The organism is Halalkalibacter akibai JCM 9157 (genome assembly GCF_000513135.1).
GTDB classification, from domain to species: Bacteria; Bacillota; Bacilli; order Bacillales; family Bacillaceae_D; genus Halalkalibacter; species Halalkalibacter akibai.
The window spans coordinates 54,024-68,777 of record NZ_BAUV01000023.1; the positions used below are offsets into that span (position 1 = coordinate 54,024).

Annotated in this window: 11 protein-coding genes and 1 pseudogene; 9 read left to right on the top strand and 3 right to left on the bottom strand. The window is 38.9% G+C overall.

The genetic code is table 11. The annotated features are described in order from the left end of the window. The first annotated feature begins 120 nt into the window (after positions 1–120). Positions 121–2,226 (top strand): CDP-glycerol glycerophosphotransferase family protein, encoded by a 2,106-nt coding sequence (locus JCM9157_RS13335; protein WP_052013140.1) that lies wholly within the window; start codon positions 121–123, stop codon positions 2,224–2,226. A 27-nt stretch (positions 2,227–2,253) separates the two neighbouring features. Here JCM9157_RS13335 and JCM9157_RS23470 read toward each other — a convergent pair whose 3' ends face one another. Next, a complete protein-coding gene (locus JCM9157_RS23470) occupies positions 2,254–4,422 on the bottom strand; it encodes a cell wall-binding repeat-containing protein (RefSeq protein ID WP_052013141.1) in 2,169 nt (722 codons plus the stop codon). 247 nt (positions 4,423–4,669) lie between these two features. After that, a complete protein-coding gene (locus JCM9157_RS13345; protein WP_052013142.1) occupies positions 4,670–5,683 on the bottom strand; it encodes an LCP family glycopolymer transferase in 1,014 nt (337 codons plus the stop codon). Between the two features lie 576 nt (positions 5,684–6,259). On the opposite strand from JCM9157_RS13345, the gene JCM9157_RS13350 reads away from it, so the two are divergent. The 8 genes and pseudogenes from JCM9157_RS13350 to pcp all read left to right on the top strand — a co-directional run bounded on the left by JCM9157_RS13350 (position 6,260) and on the right by pcp (position 13,845). After that, positions 6,260–6,712 (top strand): Lrp/AsnC family transcriptional regulator, encoded by a 453-nt coding sequence (locus JCM9157_RS13350; protein WP_035665358.1) that lies wholly within the window; start codon positions 6,260–6,262, stop codon positions 6,710–6,712. 183 nt (positions 6,713–6,895) lie between these two features. Then, positions 6,896–7,885, top strand: a complete 990-nt coding sequence (locus JCM9157_RS13355) for an ABC transporter ATP-binding protein (RefSeq protein WP_035665360.1) — start codon at positions 6,896–6,898, stop codon at positions 7,883–7,885. Then, positions 7,885–8,884, top strand: a pseudogene (locus JCM9157_RS13360) (ABC transporter ATP-binding protein). The gene JCM9157_RS13355 and the pseudogene JCM9157_RS13360 overlap by 1 nt, the downstream one beginning before the upstream one ends. Positions 8,885–9,221: 337 nt before the next feature. Next, the gene (locus JCM9157_RS13365) at positions 9,222–10,877 is read left to right on the top strand and encodes a peptide-binding protein (protein ID WP_035665362.1); all 1,656 of its coding nucleotides are present in this window, start codon (positions 9,222–9,224) and stop codon (positions 10,875–10,877) included. 84 nt (positions 10,878–10,961) lie between these two features. Continuing rightward, positions 10,962–11,909, top strand: coding sequence for an ABC transporter permease (locus tag JCM9157_RS13370; RefSeq protein ID WP_035665363.1), 948 nt, complete (start codon positions 10,962–10,964; stop codon positions 11,907–11,909). Positions 11,910–11,924: 15 nt separating this feature from the next. After that, positions 11,925–12,842 (top strand): oligopeptide ABC transporter permease, encoded by a 918-nt coding sequence (gene opp4C / locus JCM9157_RS13375; protein WP_035665366.1) that lies wholly within the window; start codon positions 11,925–11,927, stop codon positions 12,840–12,842. An 11-nt stretch (positions 12,843–12,853) separates the two neighbouring features. Continuing rightward, positions 12,854–13,018, top strand: coding sequence for a hypothetical protein (locus JCM9157_RS24675; RefSeq protein WP_156321495.1), 165 nt, complete (start codon positions 12,854–12,856; stop codon positions 13,016–13,018). 212 nt (positions 13,019–13,230) lie between these two features. After that, positions 13,231–13,845 carry a pyroglutamyl-peptidase I gene (pcp, locus tag JCM9157_RS13380; protein WP_035665368.1) on the top strand — a complete coding sequence of 205 codons (615 nt, stop codon included), beginning with the start codon at positions 13,231–13,233 and terminating at the stop codon, positions 13,843–13,845. A 69-nt stretch (positions 13,846–13,914) separates the two neighbouring features. Here pcp and JCM9157_RS13385 read toward each other — a convergent pair. Continuing rightward, the coding region (locus JCM9157_RS13385; protein WP_148296873.1) for a muramidase family protein at positions 13,915–14,754 on the bottom strand (840 nt) is incomplete at its 5' end.

Genomic DNA, 14,754 nt, shown 5'->3' on the forward strand with positions numbered 1-14,754 from the left:
AAAAAGTGCTGATTATAGAATAGATTAGATTAGAAATTGCTATTGTCCCCAGTGGAAATAGAAGTAGGTGAGTGGGTGAGAGGGTGGTGACATCAATTATGGTGACATCGGAATTTTTTCGTGATAAGAGAAAAAAATCGTAACCAAAGCCAGAAGGTAAAAAAGCGATTTATTATGATACAGGACGAATCGATTATTCATATTCACGGTTTATTTGCGATGACTAATTATCAAGTGTCAGAGCTTTTCATCAAACCTCGTGGGAAGAAGGAGTACATGAAGGTAGGAGATTGTGAAGAATCCCATCAGTTTACCTTTATTATTGACTTACGGGAACTAATGACTCGTTTTGAAGTGAATGAAAGAAAAATGTATGATTTTTATATTAAGGTTTCGGTTGATAAAAATGTTCTGACCGATGAAGAGCTTGAAGGTTTACCTAAGAGTGCGCTTATCAAAAATATAAATAAAATTGAAAAAGTTGAATATTTAATGCGCTTAGGTGAATTCCATCAGATGATACTAAAGGGTCTTAAGAATTATGTCTTTAAAAACAAACGGGGCTTAATGTATGTTACTCAAAAAGGAAATATATCGTTTGCCTATAATAAAGAACCCAATACGATAAAACGAACGCTTGTTTATAAGATAGATTCAAAAAGAAATGTTTTACGCTTTAAAGGTAAGCTTTTCACAAGAAATTCGAAGCTGTTAAGAGGTACTGTCTTATTAAGGGGTAGAGCACAGGAAAGAGAAATTGAGATTCCAGCTACTTTCCATTATTTAAAAGAGGAAACTGAACAAAATTATGGATTAAATCGGTATCAGTATGAAGTATCCTTGAGGCTAGACAAGGTTAATAATTCGACTATACTTGAAGAAGACACATATGATGTCTATTTAAAACTCACATTACATGATCACGAAAAGGAAAAGATAGTTCGAGTAGGGAAGCCTACTTATCAAGCAAAATATAAAGGTATTGAAGGTTATGGCTTTAATCAGGATCAGGTTTCAGTTGTAAATCCGTATTTCACATTTAAAAAATCAAATTTGTCTTTGGAAGTCGTGAATTTCTCTCGAACTACATTTCGTTTCTTAACTATTGTGACACAATGGGCTTGGTTGCTTAGAAAATGTTTTAGAACAAAAGATGTTTGGTTAATTGGTGAACGTACATATAAAGCACAAGATACAGGATATCATTTTTTTCGTTATATTCGAACAAACTATCCAAAAAAGAATGCATATTACGTAATAAAGCAAGATTCTCCAGAAAGGAATAATGTCGAGAAATACGGTAATGTACTTTACTTTAAATCTAAGAAGCATATTTGGAATACGATTATTTCAAATAAAATCTTTGCTTCTCATCATCCTAATTATTTGTACCCAATTCGTACACGAAAGTTTAGTAATAAGATTCAAGCATTAAAAGTGTTTTTGCAGCATGGTGTGATGGGAACCAAAAACATGGTAGCTAACTATGGCAAGCAAGCAGTAGGTTTTGAAGTTGATTTGTTTTTAGTTAGCTCTGACTTTGAGAAACAGATGATTATAAATGATTTTGGTTATGATGAAGATCAAGTAGCTGTAACCGGTCTATCTCGCTTTGATAGCCTATTGGCAGGAGATAGGTCCTTAAAGAAGCAAATTTTAATTATTCCAACATGGCGTGATTGGATTGGTGATCATGTCAATCGTTTTTTAAAAAGTGAGTACTATCATCGGTATAATGAATTGATCCATCATGAAAGATTAAATAGACTCGCCTCTGAGTATTCCCTTGAGATTGTCTTTTGTTTACACCCAAATATGCAAAAATTCACGTCATTTTTTAAAAATGATCACGTCAAAGTGATTAATCAAGGGGAAGTCGATGTTCAAACATTACTCAAAGAGAGTATGTTAATGGTTACAGATTATTCGAGTGTCGGTTTTGATTTTAGCTTTCTAGAAAAACCAGTGGTTTATTATCAGTTTGATCAGGAAAAGTTTATTGGTAACAGGCCTTCACATTTAGATTTAGAGGAAGACTTACCGGGAGAGATTGTTAATCAGGTAGATGATTTGCTAGATCTGATAGAAGACTATGCTACAACAAGTTTTACAATGAAAGAAAAATATATGCTACGCTCGGAGAAATTCTTGAAATATAAAGATCAGCAATCCAATGAGCGAATTTATGAACTAGTAAAGCATAAAGAAACAGCACGTCAATCCTAATGGAGAGACGTGCTGTTTCTTTTGCTATTAGTCAACTAAATTTCTAATTTGACCATAAATATTATTTGTAATAACTATATGACCACCAAGAACGTTAACATCACTATAATTCGTACGAGTTAAGTTAGTTCTAGTTGTATTATGAATGGAACGTGTTCCATCAACAAGAATAACTCCAACATTTTCTTTTGCAGCTAATGCAGCTCCTGATAGTGCATCTTCATGACGCTCGGATGTAGCCAAATAAACTTTATTGGTATTTGGTTTGAAATGGTTAAAAGCTGCTATATTCGTATCAAAGCGAGTAGCACCTTCAATTCGTCTAGGGCTAGGGAGATTCTTAGCCACATTTTCTGAAATTGCCATTGGTCCACCAATAACTAGTGTATTTTTAACATTAAGTCTCTTTAATGCGTCTTGAGTGGCTTTTGGTACTTGTTTAGTGTTCGCTAATAAGATAGGAATTCCATTAGCTCCAGCATATGAAGCAACAGAAAGTGCATCTTGGAAACGATTATCACTAACAATAATGGCTTGATTTGCCCCATTTGGAGCAACTTCATTAGAAATCAAAGCAGCCGTATCATGCATATTATTACCAGCAATTCTACGAACGTTCGTAACGCCATTTATTTTCCTTATATCGTTTACGACGTTATCTTGAATAGCTAAGGGCCCACCCAGTACGATGACTTGTTTGGCGCCTAAGCGGATAATTTCATTCCTTGTAACATCATCTAAACGATTTTGTCTGGATAAAAGTAATGGTGCATTGTGCTTTGCTGCTAATGGGACACCAGCTAAAGCATCTGAGAACCGATCGCCACGTGTAATAATTACTACATCTGACTTGTTCCAGCCTTCTTGACTGATAAGCGCAGAAGTCGCATATGCATTTGCACCTTGAATCCGTGATACTTTTGTTTCTTCAATATATCTTGCAGCTATCCACCCAGTACGGTTATTAACTCTTACCTGGTACCAGTCATTACTATTTTTTTGCAAGATTTCAACATCTTGATTTGCTGCAATAGTAGTAATTAGAGTGTTTGCTGCAACTCTTGGCTCAGAACGTAAGTTAACATTTGAGGTCGTAAACCCTTTTTTACGATTAGATTGTGTTTCAGCTGGTTTACTTGTTAGTACAGAATAATCTGGTGGGTTACCAGGTTGATTCTGATATCTAGGAATATCGTAAGCTAATGTGTAATTTGTAACCATACCATAAAGGTTAGCCATACGCGTAGTTTGTTTTACAGCCCAACCAATATCGGTTGCATATTGGTGAGTCGCTGGATTTGCTGGATTCCACTTCATTTTGTAAAGTGTATCTTGACCGCGATTCAAATAGTTACGAGCAACAAATTCAGCTCCACCAATGATAGCTGCTTCTGGGGTAAACCACCCTTGATCGTAGGCATACTGAGCACCACATGTGTGAGGACAACTATCAAAAGCTCCAATCCCGTACATATTATAAACCGTTTTGCCCTGTACTTGAACACCTCTAGCAAGACTAGATAATCCATTACCAGTCTCTAACAAAGCATGTGAAATTAAATAGATTTCATTTACTTTGTGAGTTTTTCCTGCGTTGATAAAAGCCTGTCCTGTTCCTCTTAATGCTCCTTTATCAAACAAAATTTTATCATTCAACTCACGAGCATCTAGTCCAGCACTTTCTGATAGTTTTAAGAATTGAAAGAATTGATTTGAGCTTGGTTGAAAATTATTTGGGTTAAGATATTGTTCAATGTCTGTGGGACTAGCATTAACCCATGTTTTGTTGTAAGCAATTTGGTACCAAATATAACCATCTTGTCCTCTAGTAGAACCTAGGACTGTTAAAATGTCACCACTTTTAACTAAGCCAATTTCCCAAAAGTGGGTACCGGCTCCACCTCTAACTCTAACATTCGTTACATTCCCTGTACTCGAACGATTAACAGTTCCTGACTTTGGATTACTAGGATTATCAACTGTTAGAAAATCTGATCGTATAAATGTGTCATATTTCTTATCAGTCTGTCCTTTGGCATTAACTTGCAATTGTAGCGCATCTGCGAAGCTAATATTGTAATTCGTAATCTGATATGTACTAGCTTGTACAGATTGAATAGGAATACTAGTAATCAAAAGTAAAGCAATTAGAAAAGGCGAGCATAGTTTAATTAATTTACTTAGACGAATTTTCATTACCTCCTAACTATTAATATATGTTTGAACCTTATATTAGTAGTGAAAATAAGACTCTTTTTCTATTATCGTGGATTTTTATTAAAAAGTTAAGTGGTTTTTTGAGAAAAAAACAGTTTTAATGGGTGATTTTGTAATAAAAAGTAGAAAAGTGCGGATAGCATCGTGCTTTTAGGAAATGTGTAAATTTCATTTTGTATAATAAAAACTGTCATCCTAAGATAGAATGACAGTTGAATTGAGAATATTAGTAACTCTCCTCTATTAGATTAGAAGAATTGGTTTCTATATTTTGGAAGCCGTCAATCTCGAGGTGTTGCTTTAATCGAACTTGAATGTCGAATAAAGACTGTTCATCAACTTCTAAATAGAAGATCCCATTTAATCTCATGTTATTTCCTTTTAATTGCATCGTCTCAATTTCATTTAATGAGGTAGCGTAAGAATGAAGAGCAAGAATGTTAGGAAATGTTAAGCTTGTTAAAAAGCTATCACCAACTGCATTCATGACAGAATCAAAATTTGAGATAGAAGAGAATGTCGCACCCTTTTTTATAATTCCTTCTATTACTTGCTGTTGGCGTTGTCCTCTACCAATATCTCCATTTGCTTGAGGATGTTTTCTCATTCTAGCAAATGCTAAGGCTTCTGCTCCACTTAAATGCTGTTTTCCTTCTCTAAATTCAAAGTCACTATTTGTGCTTTTTTCAACAAATTCAAAGTCAAACGGAACATCAACTTCAATCCCACCTAAAGCATCAACTACATCAATTAACCCTTCAAATTTCACAAGAGCGTAGTAATCTATTGGGATATCTAATAAATTTTCAACGGTAGCTATAGCCATATCAAGCCCACCATAGGCATGAGCATGATTAATTTTATCCATTGTTCCTCTTCCGACCAACTCGACGCGACTATCACGTGGAATACTAGTTAAAATAATTGACCTTGCTTCTTTGTTAAAAGTGGCTACAATCATTGCATCTGTCCGAGCTCTAGACTCACCTGGTCTAGAGTCATCGCCGAGAAGTAATACTGAAATGTTATCCTTACTCGGATTAACAGCTTCTAATCGCCGTTCCGATTTTTCTCCCCGATCCAACTCTTGTTGTGAACCAGCTGTTACATTCGCAACTTTATAAACGAAATAACTAGCTGCACTGCCAGTCGCTATAAGTAATAAGACGGTCAAAAGACCGATAATGCGTATTAACCTTTTTTTCCTGCTTTTGCGGTTTTTAAGTCTAGAATCCTTCATAGAACTCCTCACTTCTAAATTAATTTAATATTATATGAGAGAAATAGATTATTATAACTAAATTCAACGTGAAGTCACACTTATTGTTATGTTATCTAATTTTTATGATTACGTAAAGATAAAAAATGTGATTAATCGACACAATTTTTAACAATGTCGTATAAAGTTGGAATAACTTGTTGGATGGAAATATTGGTTGCTTTTTAATTTTAATATAGGAAATGTATTTCTGTGGAATTATACCAACATAATTTATGCTTGTTCACTCCATTTATACATTTGTACACCTGGAGGGTAAATTCGTAATAAAAATCATTTATTAATACTGATTTCGAAAAATCAGTACTTATTTCTGTGGTTTTTGCATATAGAATCGTAACTTGTTATATCGTATGTGAGAAATCCTCACAATAAAAAAACTATTTTAAAAAGATTGAATATTGCATTAGACAAATAATTCACTTATAATGGCGTTAGTCCAATTTACGAAATTTGCAGAAAAATATGAAAAACTATATAAATTTCGTATTGAAATTCATATTTTCTGTAAAATGCGATAGTAAAGTGAGTGGTCATATGGGGAAATTAGATGATATTGATTTAGCGATACTTGGTTTCTTGCAGGAAAATGGGAAACGCTCTTATACAGAAATAGCTAAGCTGCTTCATGTCAGTGAAGGAACGATCAGGACGAGAATCAACCGAATGTTAAAAGATGGCGTATTTGAATTTATCATTCATATGGACCCGAATAAAATTGGACTAAATGTACAGGCAATTATAGGGATTACGACAAAGCTAGGTCAGCAGGAGCAAATTGCCCGAACATTAAATAGTTTTCAAGAAGTTCGGTTTGTTGGAGCTTTTTCTGGTCAGCATGATTTGATTTTACAAGCTTATTTCAAAAACAATGATGAACTTGTTCATTTTGTAAATAAAGAACTTGCGAAAATGGAAGGAATCCTTTCTGTGGACGTGAGCATTGAACTAAAACAATACAAAGATTCATTTTCTTACATCGTAAAGTGACTTAAATTTTCGAAATTTTACGAAAGAAATGAATTGGTAAGAAGGGCAATGGTAAAGGCATTTCTATTCTATGAAGCTAATAATCTAGTAGACTTCAAGTAGTTGGTAAAAGTTTACCATTGTGAAACGCTTTCATTACACGGTACGATAATTGTAGGTAAAGTCTTCTATGAAGAGGTGAAGATGGTGACGAAACAGCCATTGTTAGATGTTCGTAATTTAAAAACGTATTTTTATAAAAAGGGTAAAGAACTTCCAGTTGTAGACGATGTTTCTTTTCAGGTTCATGAAGGAGAGACCGTTGCAATTGTAGGTGAGTCTGGTTCAGGTAAAAGTATGACGACTTTATCTATTATGCAGTTAGTTCCAGCACCAGGTGGGAAAACGGTTGGTGGAGAAATACTCTTTAACGGGGATGACCTTCTCAAGCACGGTCAAGACCGCATGTTTAAAGTGCGTGGAAATGATATCGGGATGATTTTCCAGGAACCGATGACGTCGTTAAATCCTGTTTTAACGATCGGTGATCAGTTAATGGAAACACTCATCTATCATCAAAAGTTATCGAAAAAACAAGCTTATGCTAGAGCGAAAGAAATGCTTGAGCTTGTCGGGTTCTCGCGCATTGATGAGATTCTGAGTGACTACCCACACCGATTATCAGGTGGGATGCGTCAGCGTGTCATGATTGCAATGGCGATGAGCTGTGATCCAAAGCTTTTAATCGCAGATGAGCCAACGACGGCGCTTGACGTGACCGTACAAGCCCAAATTCTTGATTTGATGCGTGGCTTAAGTGAGAAGTTTAATTCTTCTATTATCTTAATCACCCATGATCTTGGAGTGGTTGCTGAGCTTGCTGACCGCGTTGTCGTCATGTATGCAGGCCAAGTGGTGGAAGAAGCAGATATCGTTCCACTTTTTGATAAGCCATTACACCCATACACAGTTGGGTTAATGGAATCAGTTCCAAAGCTGGATGTAGAGCAAGATCGTTTAACGTCTATTGCAGGGAATGTACCAACTCCTGACAATTTTCCGAAAGGCTGTCGTTTCGTAACACGCTGTCCACTTGCGTTTGATCGCTGTCAGAAGGAACAACCTGAGTTAGTTGAAGTGGAAGCAGGAAGAAAGGTTCGATGTTTCTTGCATGAGGAAGGGAGAAACGAGTAATGAGTCTACAAACAAACAATGAAGTTTTGCTAGAGATAAAAGGCTTAAAAAAATACTTCCCGATTAAAAAAGGTTTTTTCCAACGCACAGTTGGGAACGTTAAGGCCGTTGATGGGATTACGTTTTCAATTAAAAAAGGTGAGACGTTTGGTCTGGTAGGAGAGTCTGGTTGTGGAAAATCGTCTGCTGGACGTACGATTATGCGATTGTATGAGCCAACGGATGGCCAGATCATTTTTGACGGTAAGGATATCTCTACTTTAAAAGAAAGAGAACTGTTGCCATATCGTCGCGATATTCAAATGGTTTTCCAAGATCCGTTCTCGTCTTTAAATCCTCGTAAAACCGTTGCGGCGATTTTAAAAGAGCATTAAGTGTTCACGGCCTATATAAAGGAAAAGAACGTCAAGAATTCATTGAGCAATTAATGGAGAAGGTTGGATTAAATCCTTCTTACGCAAACCGTTATCCACATGAGTTCTCCGGTGGACAGCGTCAGCGAATTGGAATTGCGCGTGCACTTGCTTTAAATCCGAAGTTAATCATTGGCGATGAGCGGTATCGGCACTTGATGTGTCTGTTCAATCTCAAGTATTGAACTTAATGAAGGATTTGCAAGAGGAATTCGGCTTAACGTATTTATTTATCGCCCATGACCTTGGGGTTGTGAAGCACATCTCTGATCGTATTGGGGTTATGTATCTAGGTAATATGATGGAGGTTGCGAGCAAGAAGGACCTTTATGCTGAGCCGCTTCATCCGTACTCACAGGCACTTATGTCTGCAGTACCGAAGTCTCATCCATCTGAGAAAAAAGCTGATCGCATTATTTTAAAAGGGGACATTCCGAATCCTTCCAATCCACCTTCAGGTTGCGTGTTCCATACGCGCTGTCCAAAGGCAATGGATCACTGTAAGGTTGATATTCCTGCATTTAGAGAAGTTCGTAAAGATCGTTATGTTGCTTGTCATCTTTATAATGATGAGCGAGGCCAATAAAAAAGCCTTTTAGTAGAATTCGAGGAAGTAGCAATTGCTCCACTCGTTGCGCGCCTGCTATGAGAAACCCACTCATAGCAAGCTTAAGAGCATGCAACGGTTCCGCTCATTGCTTAAGACCACTGAAAAAGGTGGAAAACACACCTTTTTCAGTGGCCCTGAAGTGAGATAAAAGAGACGCATTTTGCGTCCTTTATCTATACAACATTTTCAGAAGATTCTATTATTCTTACAAGCTATTTAAGGGAGGTGTTGCCGAGCGAAGGGGCTTAACAGGATGGCATGTGTCACATCATTTTATCAACTTTTTATGAAAAAGCTTAAGGGGGAAATACGAATGGTAAACAAGAAATGGTTATCGCTTCTAGGCTTAGCAATCGCACTTATGTTAGTGCTTGCTGCTTGTGGTGGCGGAAACGAAGCTCCTGCTGAAGATCCAGCTGAAGAGCCAACAGAAGAAACAGAAGAAGGTACGGAAGAAGCTACAGGTCCTCAAGCAGGCGGTAGTGTAGTACTCGGAACATCTGGAGAGCCTGTAACATTTAACCCGTTATACTCTCAAGACTCTGCTTCTGCAGATGTAATTGATTTAATCCATGCAAGTCTTCTTGCATCAGACGAAAATTTAGACATGGTTCCATCTGTAGCAACAGATTTACCAGAGATCTCTGAAGACGGTCTTACTTACACACTTACTTTAAACGAAGGCGTTCTTTTCCATGATGGCGAAGAGTTAACGGCTGAAGACGTTAAGTTTACTTACGATATCTTCAAAAACGCTGACTACACAGGTCCTCGTGCTGGTGATTTCACTGAGCTTGAAAGTGTAGAAGTGGTTGATCCTTATACAGTTCAATTCAACTTATCTGTAGTTGACGCATCTTTCACTACACGTTTAGGATATGGAATCCTTCCTAAGCACATTCTTGAAGAAGTTCCTGTTGCTGATTTAGAAGAGCACATGGATTACAACCGTAACAACCCTATCGGTGCTGGTCCGTTCGTATTCGGACAATATGTTGATGGTCAATACATCGAAGTTTCTGCTTTTGATGACTATTTCGAAGGTCGTCCAAACTTAGACAAAGTAACATTCCGTGTATTTGCTGATACAAACGCTGAGCTTTTAGCTTTTGAAACAGGAGAAATTGACTGGATGATCTTACCGGCAACTGAGCTTGCTACAGCTGAAACGTATGATCATGCACGTATTTCTTCAACTCTAGCTTTACGTTATGACTACATTGGTTGGAACAACGACCGTGCTCCATTTGATGATGTACGTGTTCGTCAAGCTTTAACAATGGCTATTGATCGTCAATTAATCGTTGATTCTATTATGGATGGACGTGCGCAAGTTGCACATGCTCCTGCATCACCACTTAGCTGGGCTTACCCAGATTCTGTAACTGAGTTCGAATATGATCCAGAAGGCGCTCTTGCTCTTCTAGCTGAAGCTGGTTGGGAGCCTGGTGCTGACGGAATCTTAGAAAAAGACGGAGAAAAATTCTCTTTCGAAATTCTTTCTAATGATGGTAACGTAATTCGTAAAGATATTGGTGTTATCGTTCAACAAATGTTAGGTGAAATTGGTATCGAAGTAACTCCTCGTCAAATGGAGTGGGGTGCGTTCTTAGAGCAAATCAACCCTCCTAACTATGATTTTGACGCTGTAGTACTTGCTTGGGGTCTAGCACTTGATCCAGATCCAACTGCTATCTGGCATTCAAAAGAAATCGAAGCTGGATTAAACAACATTTCTTACCGCAACGAAACAGTCGATGAGCTTGCTGGTGGTAACAAGCAAATTGTTGACCAAGATGAGCGTGCAGCTGCAATCGGTGAGATCTATGAGATCCTTGCTGAAGAGCAACCTTACACGTACCTTTACTACCCAGAGCAACACATCTTATTAAGCAACCGTGTACAAGGCTTTACTCATCACCCACGTGTTAACATGTACAAACTTAACGAGTGGTATGTAACTGAATAAGCCTTCAAGTAGTGGGGGGAAGGGGTGAATCCCTCCCCTTCCTACTCTACTAAATTATCTTGAGGGATTGTGAGGAATGTAATCATGATTAATTACATCATTAAGCGGGTCATTATGATGATCCCAATATTATTTGGAATATCGATATTATCTTTTGCGATTATGTATGCAGCACCTGGTAAACCAGCTATTTTAAACTTAGATCCAGAGATTCCACCAGAAGTGCGTGAAGCACAGGCGGAACGTCTAGGGTTAAATGATCCGATTCCGGTTCAATATGTGCGCTGGGTAAAAAATGTTTCTAAAGGTGACTTTGGTACATCTTACGCAAGAAAAATGCCGGTTACTGACATGATTTTAGATCGTTTGCCGAACACCATATTATTAATGGCTTCATCACTCTTTTTAGCCGCAATTATAGCGATTCCGTTCGGGGTCATATCAGCAACAAGGCAGTATTCCTTGACCGATTACGGGGTTACGGTCGGATCCTTCCTCGGACTCGCCACGCCTAACTTCTGGCTCGGTATTATGTTAATAATGGTTTTCTCTGTTCAATTAGGCTGGACACCAGTTGGTGGTATTTCAACAATCGGTGCAGACTTCAGTTTGTTAGATCGTTTACGTCACTTAATTTTACCTGCACTTGTATTAGCAACAGCTGACATGGCTGGTTTAACACGTTATACTCGTTCAAGTATGCTTGAAGTGATTAATCAAGATTATATCCGTACAGCACGTGCAAAAGGTTTCCGTGAGCGTCGTGTTGTATACAAACATGGTTTACGTAACGGCTTAATTCCCGTTATCACGATGTTTGGTTTAATGCTTCCAACGATGATTGGTGGATCTGCCATCGTTGAGTCGGTATTTAACTGGCCTGGGATCGGAAAATTATTTATCGACGCTACATTCCAACGTGACTATCCGGTTATCATGGCAATCACAATGTTCGGTGCTTTGTTAACAGTAGTCGGAAATCTAATCGCGGATATCTTATATGCAGTATTAGATCCGCGTATTGAGTACTAAGGAGGGACAAAGAGCATGAGTCAAACACCACAACTAGAGAATCGTGGGTATGAGGTTGAAGACAGTCAAGTTCTCGGCGAACGTCGGTCCCTCTTATCCATTATTGTTTCAAAGTTTTTTCAAAACAAACTAGCCGTAGTTGGGCTCGTAACACTTGCCATCATTACGATTGCTTGTTTACTAGCACCTTATATCGCACCACATGACCCTGCGTATCAAGATTTGCGCAATCGTTTAGGAGAGCCTAGTTCTGAGCACTGGCTCGGAACGGATCATCTAGGTCGTGACTTATTTAGCCGTATGCTATACGGTGGACAGGTTTCCTTATATGTAGGTTTCGCTTCAATGCTAGGAGCTGTAACAATCGGTGCTGTAATCGGTGCCGTAGCAGGATATTTCGGCGGATTAGTCGACGCATTCTTAATGCGTATGGTTGACGTAATCCTTGCTTTCCCGAACATCTTCTTATTAATTACATTAGTTGCGATTTTACAACCGTCTATTAATATCCTGATTTTGGTCTTTGCCTTACTCAGTTGGACCGGAACTGCCCGTGTCGTCCGAGGCGAATTCTTATCCTTGAAAAAACGAGAATTTGTACTCGCATCCCGCACGATCGGGATGTCGAACACACGTATTATCTTCTCGCAAATTTTACCGAACGCACTAGGTCCGGTTATCGTTGCAGCAACGCTAGCGGTCGGTTCATTCATTCTAGCTGAATCCGCTTTAAGCTTCTTCGGCCTAGGTGTCCAACCGCCACACGCATCTTGGGGGAACATGTTAACAGACTCGCAAAGCATTACGATCTTCCGTACGGCTTGGTGGTACCCAACATTCCCAGGTTTGCTGATTTTGATCACGGTATTATGCTTTAACTTTATTGGAGACGGATTGCGTGACGCGCTAGATCCGCGTGTTGTGGAGAAATAGAATTTTGTTTTTTGGTAAGAGAAGGGGCAGCGGCTGGGGTCGCTGTCTTTTCTGTGTTTTTTGGTGGGAGTGTTGGTTGTTGCTCGAATGGTGTGGGTGCGGTTAATCGTGTAGCGGTAGATATCCTAGCGAATAAGCAACTAAAAACGAAACAGGATCATCTAATAGCGAACTGAATTTTAATAGCGAAACGGAAGACGGTTATTGCAACAAGTGTAAAGGTAATTGCGATTATTCCAAGCGTTATCGCGAAAATTTTTCTTATTAGCGATTTGACTGAGTCAATTGCAAGTTTAGCTATTTATAAGCGATTTCTAACAACATAATCGCGAATCAACTCTAACCGACCAACCCCACACAATCTATCATAAAAGGAGGCACCACCCGTATGCGTATTTTACTAACTGGTTTTGAACCGTTCCTCGGTCATGCGCTTAATCCAACAGAAAGAATTGTCACAGAGCTTGGAGGCAAAAATATTAATGATGTAGAAATTATCGGAGAAGTTCTTCCTGTCGCTTTCTCGACTTCTGCCTCACGTCTAATTGAGCTGTATGAAAAGCATCAACCTGATGCGGTCATCATGTTGGGACTTGCAGCAGGGCGTAATCGCATTACACCTGAGCGCGTAGCCATTAACTGCAATGACGGAGAAGTGGATAATGAAGGGCAGCAGCAACAGGATGCACCGATCAAAGCTGAAGGACCAACTGCTTATTTTTCAACACTCCCAATCCGGAAAATGGTCACCGCTCTCACGGAGGCAAACATTCCTGCAACAATATCCAATACGGCAGGAACTTATTTATGTAATAACATCATGTATCAAATGCTCGACTACTTGAATGAGCGCAACCTCAACTGTCCAGCGGGATTTGTTCACATTCCGGCTAGCCATGAACTTGCGTTAACGAATTCGCAGTTGCCGAGTATGTCACATGAGGAGCTAGTGCGTGCTGTAGAGGTAGTCGTTACAACGATTGGACAAAATATTAACAAATAACAACATGTTTAGTGAACAAAATGACAGCAGAAAAACCTTACAATGTCACCGCATTGTAAGGTTTTTCTATTAACGAATGCCTGCTGCCCTCTCGAGTTGTGCTTGATGGGATGCGTCAGCTCGTCCGTCGACATGTCTCGTACTATTTGAGAAATACACATCAAAATGTCCAGTAATCCCATTGTTTTGGATGTATTGAACATCATGGGGCATAAAGCTCATGCTCGCAGCTAGCCTTCTTCCGTCAACTTCCACGATCACTGCTCTAGGGGTCCAAGAAAACCCACCCCAAATCGACCGAGCAATATTCGTATCAGCGACCGAAACCGTTTCACAATCAGCATGATTCGCTCCAATCGTTCGTTTGATATAAAAACTTTGACCGGTTACAAAGTCAGTTACTTTCGCAGTTTTACCAATAGAAAATACATATTGAGCCTCGGTCCACCAATCCAATAGTTCCCCGTGCCGTTGACTGACAACCGGTTTAACCGCAATATGATGCACAGGAATCCTCAATTGCTGACCAATTGATAACGTACTTCTCATCGTCAAATTGTTCGCACTAAGTAACTCAGTTTGAGGAATGCCATATCTCACACTTAAATCCCAAATCGTATCCCCTGATCGCACCGTATGTGTTGTATACGTAATGGAATTATTGCTGGTTTGTGCCGGGGCATTTAATGCATCAGGAATAACAAGCCGTTGTCCAACTTGTAAAAGGTCAGACCCCAATTGATTAGCACTTCGGATCGATTCAACAGTCACGCTAAAACGATTAGCTATAACAGATAAACTATCGCCAGAAGCAACTGTATACGTAAAGGTTGATCGCTGTGCTGGACTAGCGAATGGTGTTTGCATCCCACCAGGAATAGTAAGCACCTGCCCAATTTGCAAAACATC